Source organism: Kribbella sp. NPDC002412 (genome assembly GCF_053592935.1).
In genome coordinates, this window is the sequence record NZ_JBSFBL010000097.1 from 1 (window position 1) to 19,293 (window position 19,293).

The following is a 19,293-nucleotide window of genomic DNA, read 5'->3' on the forward strand; positions in this document are numbered from 1 at the left end:
GCGCCGCCTCAGATCGAGGCGGCGCCGTCGACGACCAGGACCTGGCCGTTGATGTTGGTGTTGTCGAGCAGCAGCATCCGGACCACCGGCACGACGTCGTCCGGCTCGGTCAGGTGGCCGGTCGGCGTCCGGCGGACGATCTGGTCGAGCTGGGTCTGGCCGAGCACCGCGGACATCTCCGAGGCGAAGAAGCCGGGTGCGACCGCGTTCGCGAGCACCCGGCCGCCGAGCTCGCGGGCCAGCGACCGGGTCGCGGCGTCCATCCCGCCCTTGGTGGCGGAGTACGCGACCAGGCCCGGGTAACCGCGCCGGCCGCAGATCGAGGTGACGTTGACGATCCGGCCCTTCAAGCCCTTCGCGAGCATCCGGCGCAGCACGAAGCGGGTCAGGATCAGCGGCGAGGTCAGGTTGGTCTGGATGATCTCGGCGAGGTGGTCGGCCTTGGTGTGGACGTGCAGCGAGTCCTGGCCGATGGCGGCGTTGTTGACCAGGCCGTCGATCGGGCCGAGGGCCGTCTCCACCGCCTTCACGAACTCCTGCCCGGCCGCGGCGTCGTTGACGTCGACGGAGCCGTAGTACAGGTGGTCCGGGTACTTCTCGCCGAGAGCGGTCAGCTCCGGGGTCACGGTCCGGGCGAACGCGGCCACCTTCAGCCCGGCGGCGAGCAGGTCGGTGACGATCGCCAGCCCGAGGCCGCGGGAACCACCCGACACCAGGACGACCGAGGCGGGCGGGACCACGCTGGGTTCAGACTTCACTCTTGAGCGTCTCTTTCTGCGGGATCTCGTCGAGGAACCGGATCCGCCGCGGTACGCCGTAGTCCGGCAGCCGGCTCGAGCACCACTGGACCAGGTCGGCGTCGGTGATCGGGCCGAGCGCCGGGTTCGGCACCACCTCGGCGGCGACCATCCGGCCGACCAGCGGGGCCTTGCGCGCGAACACCCGTGCCCAGGAGACACCCGGGTGGCCCATCAGCACGTTGCGGACGATACCGGCCGAGACCTTCGACCCGCCGACGTTGATCTCGTCGGTGTCGATCCGGCCGGTGATCAGCACCCGGTCGCCCTCGAACTCGACGCGGTCGCCGGTGTGCACCGCTCCGACCAGGCCGGCGCCGTGGTGCGGCGAACGGATCACGAGCTCGTCGCCGTCCAGCGACAGCATCGGGCGGTCCGGATCGGGCTTGCGGTCCAGCCACTCGCGCGGGAACCCGGCCTGCCCGTCGTGCACCACGATCGACGCCCCGACCTCGGACGACGCGTAGATCCAGGAGATCCGGGCCTTCGGGAAGAGCTCGCGCAGCTGGTCCAGGATCGCCTGGTCCACCGGTTCGCCGCCGAGCGTGATCTGCTCCAGCGGTACGTCGGCCAGCGCATCGGCATCACGGTAGATCGCCTGCCGCCAGAAGGTCGGCGTGCCCGATGCGGCGGTGACACCGTGCTCGGCGGCGATCGCCGGCCAGTTCTCCAGCTCGTCGGGCTCGATCACGACCAGGCCCTGGTCGGCGTGGGTCAGTGAGAGCGTGACGACCTGCCACCACGCGTACGTGCCGGGCGAGTACGGCAGGAGCCACGTGCGGGGCGGCTGCTCGCCAGTCACGGTCGTGAGGGTCTCGAGAGTGTGGCCGATGCGCTTGGGCCGGCCGGTCGAGCCCGAGGTGAGCAGCCAGGCGCGGCCGGACTCCTCGACGCGCTTGAGCTTCGCCGGGGTCACATCACCCTCGGGCAGCACGATGGCGAAACCGGACTCGCCCAGTTCCTCGCGCATGCGCTCGTCGACACGGGAGCGCGTCGCCACCAGCAGCTCGGTGCCGTGCACCGCGTGGTGGCGCAGCGCAGCCAGCGCGTCCGCACCGTTGTCGACCAGGACTGCGGCCGGCGACGGCAGCTGCGGAAGCTTGTGCAGGGTCCGCCAGGTCAGGCTCTTCCCGGCGACGACAACCGTGTTGTCGTCACCGATGAGGGCGGTGGTCCGGCGCCGCGTGCTCACGCCGACTGGAGGTGCTCGATGAAGTCCAGCACGTCGCCGACAGTGGCGATCCGGCGCAGCCCGGGGGCATCGAAGTTCAGCTCGTCACCCAACTCGTCCTCCACCCGGAGGGCCAGCTCGGAGAAGTCCAGCGACCGGAAGCCGATCTCGCGGAGATCGGCGGTGTCGTCGCCCGGCAACGTCCTTCCCTGCGCCGTCATCACCTCACCCATCAACTCCCTGACCCTGCCGCGTGCTACCGAACTCATGAGGCCAAAGCCTAGCTGGTGCGCGCCGCGGCTCATGGCGGCTGATCGGCGGCGCGACGCCGTACGAAGGCCTTGAAACGTTTGACCCGGCTGGAGATCTCCCAGCCGATCAGGGCGATCAACGGCGCCGCGGCGGCGACCGCCGCCAGCACGATCTCCTCGACCGGCAGCCCGGCGATGTGGAGGGCGAGCATCGGACCTCCCGTCTGACCTGGGAGATTACCGAGTGTAAAGGTGAACTTCCGTGCGGTAAACGGCTCGCCGCCTGCCAGTGCGAAACCCGCGACTCATACACTGCTGCGGGTGATCAGAGTCGGGCGGACGAAGCGCGTGCCCACCGCCCGAGGCCGGCGGGTGGCGCGCGGTCGTAGTGCCCGGGTGGCCGCGATGGTGAGCCTGCCGGTGCTGCCGCTGGCGTGGTTCGTCGGGCTGCAGGCGCATCCGCCCTGGATGCCGGGTGCGTACCTCGGCTACCTGCTGCTGGTCATCGCCGTACCCGGCACGATGTTCTGGCGGCGGCTCACCGGCGGCACCGGGTGGTTCGCGACCGACGTCGTCCTCGGTACGGCGTTCGGACTGGCCGTCGAGGCGTTGTTCTACCCGCTCGGGATGGTGTTCAGCATGCCGTTCGCGGCGCTGCTGATGCCTGCGCTGGCGTTCGGCATGGTTCGCGCGCTGCCTCGCCGCAAGCTGCCCGAGCGCCCGACGCCGTGGTGGGCGGCCGCGGGCGGCATGGTGGCGGTCGGTATCGCGGCCGCGTGGTTCGTGCGGGTCGGATCCCAACTGATTCCGCTGAACGGGCCGAGTGCGTTGCGGCCGAACTCGGACGCACCGCACAACCTCGCACTGGCTGCCGAGCTGACGCATCACTTCCCGCCGAGGGTCCCGTACGCCGATGGCAAGTCGCTGACCAGCCACTGGGCCGCGTACGACCACATTGCGTCGTCGCACTGGATCACGAGCGTTCCGCTCGACGTGCTGACGCACCGCATGGTGCCGTTCGCGCTGCTCCTGCTGACCGTGCTGGGAGCCGGCGCGGTCGGCATGCTGCTGACTGGGCGCGCTGTCGCCGGGCCGATCGCAGCCGGGCTCACTGTGCTGGCCGGCGATCTTGATGCTTGGCCGTGGGCCGTGTCGGACCGGCTGTTCGCCGACAGCCCGTTCTCGCTTGGCCAGCTGACCAATCCGCCGCAGGCGTTCTCCACAGTGCTGCTGCTGCCGCTGATCGCGGTCACTGCGTTGCTGTTGCGACGCAAGCCCGGCCAGACGCGTGCACAGCTCTTTGGACTCTTCGTTGCGGCCGGAGTACTTGTCGCTGCGCTCGCTCTGACGAAGGCGACCGCACTGCCGGTGTACGCCGCTGGGCTTGCTGCAGCGTGGGTCTACCTGACTGTCCGCGCCGGTCGGCTCAACCTGCGTGCGCTGGTGCTTGGTGTGGGTGTCGCGGCCGCGTATGCGCTGACGTTCTTCGTCGTACTGGGTGGCGCCTTGTCCAGCGTGCGGTTCGACCCGGGTGCGACGTTCGAGTACATGGCCGAGCGGATGGGCGGCAGCGGGTCCACGGTCGCCGTGATCGCTGCGGTGGTGGCGATCGGGTGGCTGATGCCGGCCGCGGGTGCGCTGCTGCTCCGGCGACGGCTGCCACGTGATCCGATGCCGGTGTTCTTGATCGTTGCGTTCCTGGCTGCAGTGGCGGCCGGAGCGTTGTTGTACGACGACGGGCAGGCCCAGCTGTTCTTCGTCCGCACTGGCTTCATCTACGGCGTGCTGCTCGCCACCTGGGGGCTCGGGTCGCTGGAGCGGCGGCAGTTCTGGGTTGCCGCGGTCGCACTGCTCATCGGGGTTGCCGCGATCTACTGGGGTCGTTACCGGTCGCCGTCGTCCTGCACGTCGGAGAGCTGCTTCGGCCAGGGGCTGGCGGTAGCTCTGGTCATCGCAGTGCTCGGCATCGGTGTGTTCGGGCTGATCTTGCGCGGCTCGCGCCGTACCTGGGCTGTCATCGCGGTTGCCGTTCTCCTGGGTACGACGGTGTCGCCGACGGCGGTGTCGTTGCGTGAGTTCGCCACGCCGTCGTTGACGGAGTACGAGTCGATCGCGCCGGGCGGGATCGAGGCCGCGCGGTTCATCCGGCGCAACTCGGGTTCGGGCGACCTGATCGCCACCAACCTGCACTGTCACCGCGCACGCGCGTCGCACTGCCTGACCGGCTCCTACTGGATCGCAGGGTACGCCGAACGCCGAGTGCTCGTGCAGGGCTGGGCCTACAAGGCCAGGGTCGACGACACGTACCCGGACGGCGTGCAGAGCAGCTACTGGGACGAGGAGAAGCTGCGTCTGAACGACGAGGCGTTCACCAACCCGACACGCGACGTGCTGGAGACCCTGCGGACGCGGTACGGCGTCCAGTGGCTCCTGCTCGACGACCGCGTCGGCGCACCGCCGAAGAACCTCGAGCGGCTCACCGAGCTCCGCTTCCACCTGGGCACGGTCCGCGTCTACCAGCTCTACCCACCGCCGCCGGCCAACTCCGTCCCGTCGACCACGCCATCCCCGACGGGGTCACCGACCCCGTCCCCGTCGACGCCGGGCCAGACCTTCCCGTCGCCGACGCTCCCGACCCAGACCTTCCCGACGCCGGCCTTCCCGGGTCAGACGTTCCCGACCACGAGCACCACCCCGACGTTCCCCACCGGCCCACTCCCGACCCAGATCACCACCACACCGGGCGTCGGCAGCCCCTGACCGCTCAGGGCCCGAGCAGCGCGGCCGGAACGACCGCGATCCCGTCCGGACGCCGATACGCCTCGGACCCGCTGTAGATCACAACCGCATCCAGCAGGTCGTCGCCGATCTGATTCTTCAACCAGAGCAGGTGTTTCACGTCGGCATCGCCGACGGAAGATGCCAACTTCACCTCGACCGCCAGCACCCGTTGATCGGCGCGCTCCACGATCAGATCGACCTCGTGGTCACCGTTCTTCGTCCGCAGATGCCGGACGGATGCCTCCGCAGCCTGCGCGTACACCCTCAGGTCCAGGGTCACCAGCGCCTCGAACAACTGGCCGAGCAGGACACCATCCCGAATCTGAGGCCGCCCCTTCATCGCGCCACCGAGCAAAGCCGGCGCATCCGCACCGAGCAAAGCCGCGGCCAGCGCCGGATCAGCCAACTGATGCTTGGGAGCGGAGGCCAGCCGGTTGAGCCGGTTGCGCGTCGGCAGCCACGCTTCGACAGGTTCCAGCAGCCACAGCTGGCTGAGCACATCCCGGTACGCGATGGTCGTCGTCTTCGCGGGCTTGTCGCTGTCACCGGCAGTCGCGGCGTCCAAGATCGCGTTGTACGACGTTGTTGTCGCGGTAGCCGCCGCATAGGCCGCCAACCAGGCCCGCAACGTGGCCGGTCGACGTACCAGGTGCCCTTGCTCCGGGAAGTCCCGCTCGACGATCCGTTCGAGGTAGCCGGCCAACTGTGCTCTCCGAGCCCGGCCGGACAGCCGCCTGATTCCCGGGAAACCCGACCGCACGATCTCCTCGGCGTACGCTTCCAGGTTCAGGTCCGACGTCCCTTCGACGGGGTCGCGAGCGCCGGTGAGCAGGGCGCGAAGACTGACGCTCGGTGCTGCGATGCCGCGCTCGGCCAGGGACATCGGCCGCATCCGCAGCCGGACGATCCGGCCGGCTCCCGAGTGGGTCGGAGCGTCGGCCGGACTCGCACTGCCGGTGAGCAGGTACCGGCCCGGCTCGGCACCCCGGTCCACAGCCCGCCGGACCACATCCCACACCGGAGGATGCAACTGCCACTCGTCGACCAGCACCGGCGACATAGCCCGCTCGAGCCGAGCCGGATCTGCCGCGAGCAGTTCCCGCTGACCTGCCTCGTCGAGCGCGAACACGGTCTTTGCCCGGCGGACCGCAGTCTCCGTCTTGCCGACGCCTTTCGGACCGTCGAGGGTGATCGCGGGCAGGTCGGTCAGCAAGTCGTCCAGCTCGGCGTCGACAACTCGCCTCAGATAGCCACCCATCACCCTAGACTACCGTTAGCAGAGTCCTATGACTACCGTTAGCAGGTCTTTAACACTACCGTTAGCAGGTCAGCGCAGGACCACGGCTGGGATTGGGATGCTCTGGTTGGCGAGGCGGTCCAGGGCGGTGACGGTGTAGATGTAGGGCTTGCCTGGGGTTGCGGTGCGGTCGGTGTAGGTGGGGTTGCGGGTGGTGGCGATCAGGTTGCGGGCGTCGGTGTCCGGGCAGTGGTCGCCGCCGGTGAGCTCCCGGCGGTAGACGGCGTACGACGTGGTGTCGGATGACGTACGGCGCCAGGTGACCTCGACTCCGTCAGCAGTGCGGGTCGCCCGGACTGCATGGACCGGGAGCGGCGCGCTGGAGTCCAGGTTGCGCATGGTCGGGATGAGGGCCGGGCGGGTGTACCAGGTGTTGTTGAGCAGCGTGGTCGCGCCGAGGCGGTCGGCGCGGACGTCCTTGGCGGAGAAGAAGATGTCGCCCTTGACCTCGGGAACCGCGGTGTTGAAGGCCATCTGGTCACTCAGCTCGGCCGGGTCGGACCAGTCCGGCGACTGGGTCGACGTACCGACCTTGTAGGTGGCGTGCCCGATGTAGAGGTGTACGTCGGTGCCGCGCACCTGCTCGGCCCACCACGGGACGATCTTGTTGTAGTCGGCCGGCGCGAACCCACCGGCCCAGTAGACCTGCGGGACGATGTAGTCGATCCACTCCTCGCGCACCCAGCGCCGGGTGTCCGCGGACAGGTCGTCGTACGTCTGGACGCCGGCGGTCGTGTCGGAGCCCTCCGGGTCGGTGCCCTTGTTGCGCCAGACCGCGAACGGCGAGATGCCGAACTTCACCCACGGCTTGGCGGCCTTGATCCGCTGCTGCATCTCCTGGATGAGCAGGTCGATGTTGTTCCGCCGCCACTCCGCCAGCGTCGGGAAGCCGGCGCCGTACTCCGCGTACGTCGCCGCGTCGTCGAAGACCTGGCCGGCCACCGGGTACGGGTAGAAGTAGTCGTCGAAGTGCACGCCGTCGATGTCGTAGTTCGCGACCGCGTCCATGATCGCGTCCTCGACCAGCTTGCGGGCCGCGGGGATGCCGGGGTTGTAGTAGAGCTTCCCGCCGTACGTGACGACCCAGTCCGGGTGCTGCCGCGCCGGGTGCGTCGGGACCAGCGCGTTGAGGTCCGTGCCCATCGACAGGCGGTACGGGTTGAACCACGCGTGCAGCTCGAGGTTGCGCTTGTGCGCCTCGGCGACGGCGAAGGCGAGCGGGTCGTAGCCGGGGTCGACGCCCTGCTTGCCGGTCAGGTACTGCGACCAGGGCTCGACCTTGGACGGCCAGAACGCGTCCGCGGTCGGGCGGACCTGCAGGATGACGGCGTTGTGGCGCTGACGGACAGCGTCGTCCAGCCAGCCGATCAGCTCGGCCTGCTGCTGGGCGGCACTCAGCCCGGTCTTCGACGGCCAGTCGATGTTCACCACCGACGCCACCCAGCTCGCGCGGAACTGCCGGAGCGGTGTGCTCGCGCTGGGCGCGCACCGGTCATCAGATGCGGGTACGGCGGACGCCGTACCGGTCAGACCGCTCAGCAGCAGGCCTGCTGTCACGCCGAGGACGCCCATGACTCGCCAGACTCTCATGTCACTCTCCGACCATCTTCGCCGATGAACTCGAAAGATGTTTACACACGAAGGGCGGTGCAGAGAAGACGCTAGGTTAGGTGCATGCTGCGCAGCGCCACTGAACTCGATGTCGACACGATCCGGCGGCTGCGGAATCAGCAGGCCAACCGCGACGTCAGCATCACCTCGCACGAGATCGGCGCGGACGAGCACGCCGCGTGGTGGGCGAAGGCCTCCGTCGACCCCAGCCGCCGGGTGCTGATCTACGAGCGCGCCGGCGCGCCGGCCGGGGTCGTGAACTTCTTCGACATCGAAGGATCCACCGCCGCGTGGGGTTTCTTCCTCGACGCCGACGGCCTGGCCGAGCGCGGCGAGACGCTGCCGGCGTGGATCGAGGTGATGCGGGAGGCGACGTCGTACGCGTTCGACGTCCTCGGCGTCGACCTGCTCACCGGCGAGGTGCTGGAGCACAACACCGTGGTCCGGCAGATGAACCGCCGGTTCCGCTTCGCCGAGGGGACGCCGGAGACTCGGTACGCCGACGGCCGCGAGCTCACCGTGATTCCGATCAGCCTGCGCAAGCAGGACCGCAGAACCCAGAGGACGTCATGAGCACCACCATCGAGATCGGCCGCGTGCCGGTCGGGCCGGACCACCAGCCGTTCGTCATCGCGGAGATGTCGGGGAACCACAACGCCGATCTGGAACGGGCGAAGGACATCGTCCGCGCGGTCGCGGAGTCCGGGGCGCAGGCTCTGAAGCTGCAGACGTACACCGCGGACACGATGACGCTCGACGTCGACCTGCCGGCCTTCCGGCTGCCGTCCGAGCACGAGCTCTGGGCCGACGCGCGGCTGTACGACCTGTACGCCGAGGCGCACACGCCGTGGGAGTGGCACGAGCCGCTGTTCGAGCTGGCCGCGTCGCTCGGCCTGGTCGCGTTCTCGTCGGCGTTCGACCAGACCGCCATCGACTTCCTGGAGAAGCTGAACGTCCCGGCGTACAAGGTCGCCTCGAACGAGATCGGCGACCTGCCGCTGGTCCGCGGAATGGCCGAGACCGGCAAGCCGATCATCATCTCGACCGGCTCGGCGACGCTGACCGACATCGACGCCGCGGTCCGCGCGGCCCGCTCGACCGGCAACGAGCAGATCATCGTGCTCTCCTGCACCGCGAGCTACCCGGCGCCTCCGGAGCAGTCCAACCTGCGCGCGATCCCGGTCCTCCGCGACGCGCTCGGCGTCCAGGTCGGCCTGTCCGACCACACCATGGGCATCGGCGCCGCCATCGCGGCCGTCGCCCTGGGCGCCACCGTCATCGAGAAGCACGTCACCCTGAAGCGCGTCGACGGCGGCGTCGACTCGGCCTTCTCGCTGGAACCGGGCGAACTCGAAGCACTCGTCGAGAACACCCGCATCGCCCAGCTGGCCCTGGGCGAACCGATCATCGGCCCCAAACAAGCCGAACAGAACGTCCTCCGCTTCCGCCGCTCCCTCTACGTCACCAAGGACGTCCGGGCCGGCGACCTCGTCAGCCCCGAAAACGTCCGCTCCATCCGCCCCGCCGGCGGCCTCGCCCCCGACCTCCTCCCCCAGGTCACCGGCCGCCCCTTCCGCACCGACACCCCAGCCGGCACCCCCCTCACCTGGGACCTGCTCTGAGGTGACCGAGTACCTGTTGTTTCCCGGGCGGCATCATGTGCTGACACGGTTTCAGGCGGAGTTCTTGCGGGGGCATGCTGGTGGGCGGACTGTGGTTTGGGCGGTGACTTCGGCTAATCACCACACGACCAAGCGAAACCCGGTGGGGGTTGGTCGGCGGGAGGCGGCCATTGAGCGGTTGAGTGTGGTGGAGGGAATTCGGTCGGTCGTGGTCGGCGTGGTGGACACACGGCCGACGGATGAGTTCGCGGAAGTGACAATCAAGGCGATCGAGGCAGGGACCGACGATCTGGTGCGGTTGACGCCGGAGAACACGGTGGTCGCGTGCTCGACGCCCGCGGTGAGCAAGCTGTACGAGCAGCTCGGGTACGACGTGATCGGCGTCGAGCCACCTGGGGTCGCACGGCCGTGGGACGTGCTGCTGATGATTGCCGATGGCGATGACCAGTGGCGGGAGCTCGCGCACCCGGCGACGGTCGACGTGTTCGAGCGCTACGGCCTGGCCGCGCACATCGCCCGCTGCGTGAACGATCCCGTGGTCGGCGACGACGGCGGGCTGACCACGACGCGGGACTACAAGACGTACGCCGACGCCTTCGAGACCGCCGCCGACCGGAAGTGGCAGCAGATCAAGGACTTCGTGCAGCCCGGCCGGATCCTCGACATCGGCTGCGCGACCGGCGCGACCCTCCAACTGGTCGACGCGGACCCGCGGTTCCACGAGTCGGACCTGATCGGCGTCGAGGTCGCCCGGCACCTGTACGCCGAGTGCGTGCACAAGAAGGAACAGGGTCTGTTCAGCAACCCGAACGTCTACTTCTACCAGCGCAACATGCTCGGCTCGGCCGTCTTCCCGGCTCGCTCGATCCACAGCACGCTCACCCTCGCCCTCACCCACGAGATCTGGTCGTACGCCGACGGGTCCCGGCCCGAGACCGTGCAGCGGTTCGCCGACGCGCTCTTCGCGCACACCGCACCCGGCGGCGTCTGGGTCAACTCCGACGTCTGCGGTCCGGCCGAGCCCGACCGTCCCGTCGTCCTGCGGCTCGACGACAGCGACGGCGCCAACCCGGACGAGGTGACCGAGCTCGAGTCCCTCGACGACCCCGCGACGTACGTCGGCACGCTCTCCACCCGCGCGAAGTTCTTCCAGTTCGCCCACGACTTCCGGCGCAACGCCAAGGTCCCCTTCGAGTACGCCGTACGCGCCGAAGGGCTCGTGCTCCGGCTGGCCGACGCGATGGACTTCCTCACCCGGAAGGACTACGTCGACAACTGGCTGAGCGAGACGCACGAACAGTTCTGCGGGCTGAACTTCGCCGGCTGGTGCGCGGTCGCCGAGCGGGCCGGGTTCACCATCGACCCGGCCTCGAAGGCGTGGCGCAACGACTGGGTGATCGACAACCGCATCGCACCCGTCGCGTCGATCACGACGCCCGACGGCGAACCGCTGGACTGGCCGGACACCCACCTGCTGCTGGTCGCGCGTCGCTGACCTGGACGTGCAGCGTCCCGGCCTGCGGCCGTACGGCGAGTTCGTAAGCACCCCGTGTGACCGTCAGCGGCAGCCGGCTGGACAGGAAGGGCTCGCACTGTACGGCGTGGGAAGAACCGTCCGGCACCGTCGCGAACAGGACCCACTCCGCGTCGTCGACAGCGGTCAACGCCGCAACGTCCGCCACCGCCGCCCAGCCGTCGTCCGAGAAGGTTCGCCGGCACGGTGCCTCCACGTAGTCGTCCGAGCCGGCCAGATACCGCCGCCAGGCGAACGTGACGTCCCCCCAGTCCGGTCCCCGCACGACCAACATGTTGCCGGCGGCAACCGCAGCGGTGGCCGTGGTCCGGATCGGCGACTCGTGCAGGTTCACGTACCCACCGGTCGAGCGGGTCAGCATCACCGCCCGGCCTCCCTCGGCATGGGAAACCAACCGGTCACCAGCCGTCCACAGCAGCGCCTGGTCCTGCCCGTCGGGACCGCGGAGCCGGAAGGCCCGCGTCGTGCGCTGGGTGAACGGGTCGTCCGGGTTCGTCTCCGCGAGGATCGGCCCGATCGGGAGCCGCGCGGTGAAGTCGCGGCCGTCGATCTCCAGCGGCACCTCCGCCTCGCCACCCGCCACCGGCCGGGTGACGAACAACGACGGCTCGTCGAACGACGACCGCCCGTGCAGCACCAGCGCATCCGGCGTCTGCTCGACCGACGTCAACCGGCACGGATCCGGCAGCCGCCGTACGGCGAAACAGCCGTCCTTCCCTGGGCCCGGCTGAATCCAGCTGGTCTCGTCGATCCACGCGCCGGGCGGCCATCCCGGGCTGCCGGCCCGTTGCCCGCGCAGCACCTCGTGCCGGCGGATCCGGCCGACGCGCAGACGTACGTCGAAGTGCGCCGGACCAGCTGTGCACTTGGCGAGCAACGACTGATCCAGGACGACCTCGAATCCGTCGGCGCCAGAGCGCCGTACCCGCAGGGGATGGTGCCGGTCGGCGATGACGAGCGCGATCCGGAGACTCGACGAGCCGCGGTCCTCCAAGTGCCGGATCTCGGCCGTGCCCTTGATCAGCAACTTGCCGTCGACCCAGGTCACTTCGCGCACACTCGTCGCCAGGGTCAGGTCGTCCTTCGACGGCCGCCACGACCGGGGCGCTGCCTCCGACGTGGTGAGCTCACGCAGCAGTTCGAGGTCGCCGGACCGCAGCGCGGCCTGCTGCATCCGCTGGAGCGGCGGCGCTTCGTCGAGCACCGATTCGTCCAGCCGATCGAGGAGTTGCGCGGTGAGGTCGACGAGCTGCGGCTCTTCCTCCTCGGGCACGGTGGCGAAGGCCGTCAGCAGGGCGAGAAGGTCGATCTGGGTGAAGTGCGCATGCACCCCGCGGCGAACCGGCGGCAGCGCATCCTCGACCAGGTCCATCACCAGGCCGGCCGAGACGACCCGGTCGCGGAGGTTGCCGAGCTGGAACTTCTGCTGGGTGATCGAGTCGCCCGACTCCCGCTCGCGCCAGTAGTACACCGGCGCGGCGAGGGTGTCGACGGTGACCGCGTCGAGGTGCGCCTTGAGGGTGACCGGGTAGTCCTCGTACCGGATCGCCGGGAAGCGGTACCCGTACTCGGTCCAGAAGGATCGCCGGTAGACCTTGTTCCACACCATCCGGTCCAGCACCAGCTCGGGCGTCTCCGACACGTGGGTGGCGAACCGGTCCTGGGTGAAGCACCGCCCGTGCAGGTACGACGGCCGGACGCCGTAACTGTTGTTGAACCGCCGCGCGTTACCGCCGGCGAAGTCGGACCCGGTCCGGTCGAGCGTCCGGACCAGCAGCCCGAAGCCGTGCCGGGTGACCAGGTCGTCGCTGTCGACGAAGGCGACGTACTCCCCGGTGGCCTGGTCGGCGCCGGTGTTGCGGGCCGGCCCGAGTCCGGCGTTGTCCTGCTGGACCAGCCGGAACCGGGCGTCGCGGGCGCAGTACTCCTTCGCGATCACCGCGCTGTCGTCCAGTGAGCCGTCGTCGACCAGGATCGCCTCGAAGTCGGACCAGGTCTGCCGGGCGATCGAGTCGAGACAGTCGCCGAGGTACGCGCCGACGTTGTAGAACGGCACCACCACACTCAGGCGCGGCGTCATCATCGCCTGCGCAGGCGACGGGACAGCTTGCGAGCCACCACGTGCGGCCGGCGGATCTGCGCCGCGTGGAAGATCACCCGGGACACCGCGTAGGTGCGTGATCCCCGGATGCGGTCGTGGTCGACGGTCAGCTTCTGCAGCTGGGTGCGGAGCTCCCGGATCCGGTTCTCCCGGGTCTTCATCGCCTTGTTGCGGAACCCGAGCGTGCGCTCGAGCCCGTAGACGTGCCCCTTCAGCTCGAACAGCTCGCGCCGCGCCCGCTCGGCGTCGGCCAGCGCGGTCCGTACGTCGACCGCCGCCTGCTCCCGGGTTTCGAGCGACTCGTCCAGCGCCGCGGCGATTTCCTTGCCGCGGGCAACATGACCGACCGACTCGGACGGCGTGTCCGGCGAGGACGCGGGGAGCTGCTCCGGCGGCTCGATTCCGGACATCCCCAGCCAGGTGACGATCAGGTCGTCGCCGACCATCCACGGCGGCCACGGGTGCCGGCGGTGCCGGCCGATCAGCCGGTCGTGGAACCGGGACCACGCGGCCGCCAGCAGGTCGGCCTTGTCCGTCGGCCCCGCGGTCACCCACGGCGAGACGCCGTACGCGAAGGTGTCCCCGTCGATCACGACGTCGTCCCAGCGGAGCACGACGCGGGAGTCGGCGGCCCATTCACCCAGCCGGGCAGCGAGCTTGCGGAACGCCGGCACGTCCTCGGCCGCGGCCAGCCGGACCAGGACAGCTTCGACAGTCTCCCCGGCCGGCACCTCAGCCGGTACGACGCTCGCGTCGAAACCAGCGGTGTGGTCGCCGGCAACCACGGTCTGCCAACCGCTCTCAGCCTTGTCTGCCGTGAGCACGGCCGGCCCGGTCTGAACGTAGAGGTCGTGGGCAGCACGCGTGCCGGAGACCGAGAGCCACCCGGTCGGCATGGACGCCAGCAGGCCGGCCCGCGCGGCGGAGTCGACACCTTCGGCGATCGGCGAGAGCAGCGGAACGTCGACTGTCTCCAGCGCCTCGACCGCGAGCCGGGTCGGCAGTTCGCCGGGGCGAGCAGCCGCGGCGACCTCGGCGGTCACGAAGGCACGGGAACCGAAGTCGGCAAAGATCTGTGGGTCCCAGGGCAAGGCGGACCGAAGCTGCTCGACCGACACCGGACGGGTCGGGTCGTCGTGCAGCGGACGCCATTCGTCGTCGCCGTGGCGCTCGGCGGCCGGACGAGCGTCCAGCAGGTTGAGCAGGGAGAACTCGTTCTCCAGACCCAGAACGACGACTGCTTCGGGAGTCGCCAGCGCGGCGACGGCGGCGAGGCGGTCCGTCCAGCTCAGCTCGTCGCTGTCGTACCCGAGCACGCGATCGAGACCGTCGGCCGCGACGATCACATCGAAAGGATCGGCACGCAGGCCGTCCAGGGCACCCGCGACGACCTGCAGGCACGGGCCGAAGCTCTCGCTCAACTCCTGGGCGTCGGAGACCGAGCGGACCAGGATCGTCACGTCCGCGGAGTGCGCCAGCACCGACTCGATCAGCAACGGCGAGTGCGGGCCGAGGATCAGGGTCCGCCGGTTCGCGGGCAGAACGCCGGCCAGCAGCGCCGCCAGCGCGGGCCGAACCGTCGTGTGATCGGTCCACGGCTGCATTTCCCCGCGGACCACCTGAACCTCAGACACGCTCTCTCCAATCGAACAGCATTCGCAGTTCGGCAGCCGGGACCATCCAGGGCTTGCCGAGTTCGAGGTCGGTGGTCGCCCGGGCGGCCGCCAGGTCGATCGACTTGCCGAGCATCTCGGGCCAGAGCCGCTCGATCCGGCTCTGCCCGCCGAACAGCGGGTTCTCGCCTTCCATCTCCATCGGGTCGCCGTACACGGCCGGTTCGCAGCCCGCCGCGACGCCGTAGAAGATTGCCGTCGACAACCGGTTGGCGGCGACCCGCTTGTGCCGCCGCAGCTCGTCCAGCTGCTTGAACAGGAAGCGTCGGTCGGTGCCCTCGTAGGAGAACCCACGGCGGCCGAACGACACCACGCGAAAGCCGGCGTCCTCGTAGTACCGCCGTACCTCTGGGCGCTCGTACTCCGTGTAGTACAAGGAGAACGTGACCGGGCCGGGCTCGGTCTCGCGGATCTCGTCGATCAGCCGCTGGTGATCACCCTGGATCTTGCCGCCCTCCCACCCGTGGAAGAGGAACCACAGCGTGCCCTCACGCTCGACCGGCTCGGTCTCCTCCTGCTCCAGCTCGAGGAGATAGAGGAAGGGCGCGCCGATGCTGTGGTAGTTCCGGCGGCCGAGAGCGTGTCCGCGCCGCCGCGGCGCGTCGCTCCAGGTGAACCGCCAGGCCCCGTCGTAGAACTCGTGCACCGGGTTCCAGCCGCAGCCGATGTTCCAGCCGTGCTGCAGGTAGCCGCGCAGCCGGGGCGGGTGGTCGAAGTCGAAGCCCGCGTAGCGCGCCAGGATGTGGGCCTGGCCGTAGTAATGGTTGTGGTGATGCATCAGCGGACCTCCACGTGCAGCGTGCCGGCATGCGGTCGTACGGCGAGGGCGTGCCGGCCGGCCGCGATCGTCAACGGCAAGCGGCTGCACAGGAACGGCTCGCACTGCACGGCATGCGACCGGCCGTCCGGCCTGGTCGCGAACAGGATCCAGTCCGCCAGCGAGGCCAGCGGGTCGACGGAGACCTTGACCGCGCCGGCCGGGATCAAGGCGTCGACTTCGACCGCGGCCGACCATCCATCGGCGGACAAGGTACGGCGGCACGCCACGTCCACGTGGTCGTCGGAGTCGGGCAGGTAGCGCCGCCAGCCGAAGTCGGCCTCGCCACCGTCGACGCCGCGCACCACCAGCCGGTTGCCATCGGCAACCGCAAGGGTCGCGGTCGTCCGGATCGGCGACTCGTGCAGGTTCACGTACCCGCCGGTGGACCGGGTCAGCGTGACCACCCGGCCGTCCTTGGTCTGCGAGACCGCGGACTCACCTGCCGTCCACAGCAACACCCGCTGCTCCCCCTCGGGACCGCGGAGCCGCAGTACGCGCGTCGTCCGCTGCCCGAACGGGTCGTCCGGATTCGCCTGCGCCAGGATGTCCTGGATCGCCAGCCGGGCGGTGAAGTCACGACCCTCGACCGCGAGCGGCACTTCTTCCTCGCCGCCGACCACCGGCCGGGTCACGAACAACGACGGCTCGTCGAACGACGACCGCCCGTGCAGCACCAGCGCATCCGGAGTCCGCTCGACCGACGTCAACCGGCAGGGATCCGTCAGCCGCCGTACGGCGAAGCAGCCGCCCTTCCCTGGTCCGGGCTGAATCCAGCTGGTCTCGTCGATCCACGCACCAGGCGACCAGCCGGGACTCCCCGGGCCCTGCCCGCCGAGCACTCCCCGCCGATGCCGCCGCCCGGACTGCATCCGTACGTCGAAGTGCGCCGGCGTACTCGTGCAGGCCGCGAGCAGCTCACGGTCGAGCAGCACCTCGAACCCGACCAGCGTGGTGTCGCCGTGCAGGTCCAGGGCGTCGTACCGCCGTACCTCGAGTGGATGCGGGACGTCCTCGATGACCAGTGAGATCTGCAGAGTCGACGCGTGCTCGGTCTCCAGGTGCCGGATCTCCGCCGTACCCTTCACCGACAGCCGGCCGTCGACCCACGCCACCTGGCGCACGCTCGTCGCGAGCGTGAGGTCCCGGTCCGACACCCGGTACAGCTCCTGCGGTACGGCGGCCGTGCGCAGGCCCGGGTAGTTGTAGTCGAGCTGGCGTGACCGCCGCGGGCGGGGCACTGCCCGCGCACCGCCGCGCAGACCGCCGCCGTTGCGGAAGAGCGCCAACTGCCGGAGCAGGTCGACGTCACCGGTCCGGAGCGCCGCATGCTGGATCCGGTCGTACCGATGGGTGGCTGACAGGACCGAGTCGTCGAGGCGGCCGAGCAGCTCACGGGACAGGTCGACCAGGTGCTGCTCCTCCTCGGCCGGCACCGAGCCGAACGCGGACATCAGGGTGAGCAGGTCGATCTGGGCCAGGTGCGCGTGCACGCGCCGGCGGACCAGCGGCAGGGCGTCCTCGACCAGGTCCATCACCATCCCCGCCGAGACGACCCGGTCGCGGATGTTGCCGAGCTGGAACTTCTGCTGGGTGATCGACTCACCCGACTCGCGCTCGCGCCAGTAGTAGACCGACTGGGTGATCGTGTCCACGGTGACCGCGTCCAGGTGCGCCTTCAGCGCGACCGGGTAGTCCTCGTAGCGGATCGCCGGGAAGCGGTAGCCGTACTCGGTCCAGAACGAGCGGCGGTAGACCTTGTTCCACAGCATCCGGTCCAGGACGAGGTCGGGGAACTCCGACACGTGGGTCGCGTGCCGGACGCGCGCGAAGGGCTGCCGGTGCAGCCAGGACGGCCGGACGCCGAAGCTGTTGCTGAACCGCCGGGCGTTGCCGCCGGCGAAGTCCGAGCCGGTCCGGTCCAGGGTCCGGATCAGCGCCGCGAACCCGTACCGGGCGACCAGGTCGTCGCCGTCGACGAAGGCCAGGTACTCACCCGTGGCCTCGCGGATCCCGGTGTCCCGGGCCGGCCCCGGGCCGGCGTTCTCCTGCTGGACCAGCCGGAACCGGGCGTCGCGGGCGCAGAACTCCTTCGCGACCACCGCGCTGTCGTCCGGCGAACCGTCGTCCACCAGGATCGCCTCGAAGTCGGTCCAGGCCTGCCGGGCGATCGAGTCCAGGCAGTCCCCGAGGTACTCACCGACGTTGTAGAAGGGCACCACCACGCTCAGCCGCGGCGTCACTCCGGCAATACTCCCCTCGGCGGTCGCTCAGTAGGTGCCCCCCAAAGCACTCTCTCTACGAAGCCGCAACGAGGTGAACGGTCAGAAGGTTATGCACGGGCTCGAATCCGTAGCGGGCCCAGACGCGCTGGATGCCGGTGTGGTGTGACTGAGTCGACACGACCAGCCGCCGGGTCGTGCACGAGTCCTCGATCGCGGCGAGCAGGTGACCGTACCGGCCGCGGCCCTGTTCAGCCGGCACGACGCCGGCCAGCTGGATCTCGGTCCACGACTGCTGCTGGTCGATCGAGCCCAGCGCGAGCACGCGCCGGTCCGGACCACGCAGTACGACGGCGCCCACGTCGGCGACCCGGCGCCGGGCCCACTCCTGCCGGCCGGCCAGCGCGAGCCCGCGGTCGAACATCGGGTTGGCGCAGTAGTGGTTGCCCGAGTCGCCGAAGACGTCCGCGACCAGGTCGTCCAGCATCATGACGTCGGCCGACGGCTCCACCCGCGCCGTGAACCCGGCCAGCGGCGCGGGCCGGCGGCCCTTGCCGACCGGGAGCGCCCAGTACGTGACGGTGTCGGCGAGCAGCGCCTGCCGGGGTCCGCTCGCCAGCGCGGCGAACCAGGTGTTCTCGCGGGCCGGGTACCGCAGCACGACCACGTCGGCCGTCGACCTCTCGACCGCGGCCAGCACCTCGGCGAGCGGCGTACCGGCCGAGGCGGACACCGACATCCGGTCGATCGAGACCCCGAACCGTTTCGCCGCGTCCACGGACGGCCGCACGGTCAACTCACCGGCCTCGAGCGCGTGGTACCAACTCATAGGCCAGGGAGCTTAGTCGGTGTCCTCTGAGAAGGTGTGGTGGCCCGAGTCGTCGAGGCTGTCGTAGCCGACGAGGAACTGCGGACGGCGTTGGCTGGACTGGAACAGCCGGGCGACGTACTCGCCCAGCAGCCCCAGGCACAGCAGTTGGATGGCGCCGATCACGCTGACCGCGAGCACGGTCGAGGTCCAGCCCGGGATGCTGCGGCCGGTCAGCTTGATGATCAACGCACCGACCACGAACAACCCCGACATCGCGCCACCGAGCAACCCCAACCAGGTCGCCAACCTCAGCGGCGCCGCCGAGAACGCGGTCACACTGTCGAACGCCAGCCGCAGCATCTTCGACAGGTTGTACTTCGTCGTCCCGGCTGCCCGCTCGGCGCGGACGTAGGGGACTTCGGTGCTGGGGAAGCCGAGCCACGGGATCACCAGCCGGAACACCCGGCCGTCCTCGGGCAGTGCGTTGACGGCGTCGACCACCCGGCGGGACACGAGCCGGAAGTCGCCGGCGTCGAACGGAATCTGCTTGCCGACCAGCCGGCACATCAACCGGTAGTACAACCGCGCGGTGGTCCGCTTCGGCC

At 69.8% G+C, this 19,293-nt stretch carries 15 protein-coding genes and 1 pseudogene; 4 read left to right on the plus strand and 12 right to left on the minus strand.

The genetic code is table 11. From position 1 onward, the window contains the following. Nucleotides 1-8: 8 nt before the first annotated feature. From ACWCOV_RS39640 to ACWCOV_RS39655, 4 genes are read right to left on the minus strand one after another with little or no spacing between them, the layout of a single operon-like run. Nucleotides 9-758 carry an SDR family NAD(P)-dependent oxidoreductase gene (locus ACWCOV_RS39640; RefSeq protein WP_449834534.1) on the minus strand — a complete coding sequence of 250 codons (750 nt, stop codon included), beginning with the start codon at nt 756-758 and terminating at the stop codon, nt 9-11. Beyond that, on the minus strand, nt 748-1,989 hold the full coding sequence (locus ACWCOV_RS39645) for an AMP-binding protein (RefSeq protein WP_449834535.1): 1,242 nt from the start codon (nt 1,987-1,989) through the stop codon (nt 748-750). The genes ACWCOV_RS39640 and ACWCOV_RS39645 overlap by 11 nt, the downstream gene beginning before the upstream one ends. After that, nucleotides 1,986-2,237 carry a phosphopantetheine-binding protein gene (locus ACWCOV_RS39650; protein WP_396352072.1) on the minus strand — a complete coding sequence of 84 codons (252 nt, stop codon included), beginning with the start codon at nt 2,235-2,237 and terminating at the stop codon, nt 1,986-1,988. The genes ACWCOV_RS39645 and ACWCOV_RS39650 overlap by 4 nt, the downstream gene beginning before the upstream one ends. 32 nt (nt 2,238-2,269) lie before the next feature. Continuing rightward, complete coding sequence (locus ACWCOV_RS39655) at nt 2,270-2,431, minus strand: hypothetical protein (protein WP_449834536.1); 162 nt, start codon at nt 2,429-2,431, stop codon at nt 2,270-2,272. A gap of 109 nt (nt 2,432-2,540) precedes the next feature. Here ACWCOV_RS39655 and ACWCOV_RS39660 point away from each other — a divergent pair, with 109 nt between their 5' ends. Continuing rightward, nucleotides 2,541-4,979: a hypothetical protein gene (locus ACWCOV_RS39660; protein WP_449834537.1), complete on the plus strand. Its 2,439-nt coding sequence runs from the start codon at nt 2,541-2,543 to the stop codon at nt 4,977-4,979. Between the two features lie 4 nt (nt 4,980-4,983). Here ACWCOV_RS39660 and ACWCOV_RS39665 read toward each other — a convergent pair whose 3' ends face one another. Together ACWCOV_RS39665 and ACWCOV_RS39670 are read right to left on the minus strand one after the other, a co-directional pair. Next, nucleotides 4,984-6,258, minus strand: a complete 1,275-nt coding sequence (locus tag ACWCOV_RS39665) for an ATP-binding protein (protein WP_449834538.1) — start codon at nt 6,256-6,258, stop codon at nt 4,984-4,986. A gap of 69 nt (nt 6,259-6,327) precedes the next feature. Beyond that, nucleotides 6,328-7,887, minus strand: coding sequence for a glycoside hydrolase family 10 protein (locus ACWCOV_RS39670; protein ID WP_449834539.1), 1,560 nt, complete (start codon nt 7,885-7,887; stop codon nt 6,328-6,330). Between the two features lie 84 nt (nt 7,888-7,971). Here ACWCOV_RS39670 and ACWCOV_RS39675 point away from each other — a divergent pair, with 84 nt between their 5' ends. From ACWCOV_RS39675 to ACWCOV_RS39685, 3 genes are all read left to right on the plus strand, one after another. Next, entirely contained in the window at nt 7,972-8,481 is a 510-nt protein-coding gene (locus ACWCOV_RS39675; RefSeq protein WP_449834540.1) for a GNAT family N-acetyltransferase, read from the plus strand. Further along, the gene (gene pseI / locus ACWCOV_RS39680; RefSeq protein WP_449834541.1) at nt 8,478-9,530 is read left to right on the plus strand and encodes a pseudaminic acid synthase; all 1,053 of its coding nucleotides are present in this window, start codon (nt 8,478-8,480) and stop codon (nt 9,528-9,530) included. Before ACWCOV_RS39675 ends, pseI begins: the two co-directional genes overlap by 4 nt. 220 nt (nt 9,531-9,750) lie before the next feature. After that, entirely contained in the window at nt 9,751-11,025 is a 1,275-nt protein-coding gene (locus ACWCOV_RS39685; protein WP_449834542.1) for a class I SAM-dependent methyltransferase, read from the plus strand. On the opposite strand, the gene ACWCOV_RS39690 is transcribed toward ACWCOV_RS39685, so the two are convergent. From ACWCOV_RS39690 to ACWCOV_RS39715, 6 genes and pseudogenes are all read right to left on the minus strand, one after another. Beyond that, nucleotides 10,958-13,144: a glycosyltransferase family 2 protein gene (locus ACWCOV_RS39690; protein ID WP_449834543.1), complete on the minus strand. Its 2,187-nt coding sequence runs from the start codon at nt 13,142-13,144 to the stop codon at nt 10,958-10,960. The genes ACWCOV_RS39685 and ACWCOV_RS39690 overlap by 68 nt on opposite strands. Beyond that, entirely contained in the window at nt 13,144-14,799 is a 1,656-nt protein-coding gene (locus ACWCOV_RS39695; RefSeq protein WP_449834544.1) for a hypothetical protein, read from the minus strand. The genes ACWCOV_RS39690 and ACWCOV_RS39695 overlap by 1 nt, the downstream gene beginning before the upstream one ends. Then, nucleotides 14,792-15,616 (minus strand): hypothetical protein, encoded by an 825-nt coding sequence (locus ACWCOV_RS39700; protein ID WP_449834545.1) that lies wholly within the window; start codon nt 15,614-15,616, stop codon nt 14,792-14,794. Before ACWCOV_RS39700 ends, ACWCOV_RS39695 begins: the two co-directional genes overlap by 8 nt. After that, on the minus strand, nt 15,616-17,898 hold the full coding sequence (locus ACWCOV_RS39705; RefSeq protein WP_449834546.1) for a glycosyltransferase family 2 protein: 2,283 nt from the start codon (nt 17,896-17,898) through the stop codon (nt 15,616-15,618). Before ACWCOV_RS39705 ends, ACWCOV_RS39700 begins: the two co-directional genes overlap by 1 nt. 55 nt (nt 17,899-17,953) lie before the next feature. Then, nucleotides 17,954-18,706 (minus strand): N-acetyltransferase, encoded by a 753-nt coding sequence (locus ACWCOV_RS39710; protein ID WP_449834547.1) that lies wholly within the window; start codon nt 18,704-18,706, stop codon nt 17,954-17,956. 12 nt (nt 18,707-18,718) lie between these two features. Then, nucleotides 18,719-19,293: pseudogene (locus ACWCOV_RS39715) on the minus strand (glycosyltransferase); the annotation flags it as partial.

Bases quoted from the DNA above. Each gene is read 5' to 3' on its own strand.
- ACWCOV_RS39650 (WP_396352072.1), bottom strand. From the start codon at position 2,237: ATGAGTTCGGTAGCACGCGGCAGGGTCAGGGAGTTGATGGGTGAGGTG.
- ACWCOV_RS39655 (WP_449834536.1), bottom strand. From the start codon at position 2,431: ATGCTCGCCCTCCACATCGCCGGGCTGCCGGTCGAGGAGATCGTGCTG.
- ACWCOV_RS39665 (WP_449834538.1), bottom strand. From the start codon at position 6,258: ATGGGTGGCTATCTGAGGCGAGTTGTCGACGCCGAGCTGGACGACTTG.
- ACWCOV_RS39670 (WP_449834539.1), bottom strand. From the start codon at position 7,887: ATGAGAGTCTGGCGAGTCATGGGCGTCCTCGGCGTGACAGCAGGCCTG.
- ACWCOV_RS39675 (WP_449834540.1), top strand. From the start codon at position 7,972: ATGCTGCGCAGCGCCACTGAACTCGATGTCGACACGATCCGGCGGCTG.
- pseI (WP_449834541.1), top strand. From the start codon at position 8,478: ATGAGCACCACCATCGAGATCGGCCGCGTGCCGGTCGGGCCGGACCAC.
- ACWCOV_RS39690 (WP_449834543.1), bottom strand. From the start codon at position 13,144: ATGACGCCGCGCCTGAGTGTGGTGGTGCCGTTCTACAACGTCGGCGCG.
- ACWCOV_RS39700 (WP_449834545.1), bottom strand. From the start codon at position 15,616: ATGCATCACCACAACCATTACTACGGCCAGGCCCACATCCTGGCGCGC.
- ACWCOV_RS39710 (WP_449834547.1), bottom strand. From the start codon at position 18,706: ATGAGTTGGTACCACGCGCTCGAGGCCGGTGAGTTGACCGTGCGGCCG.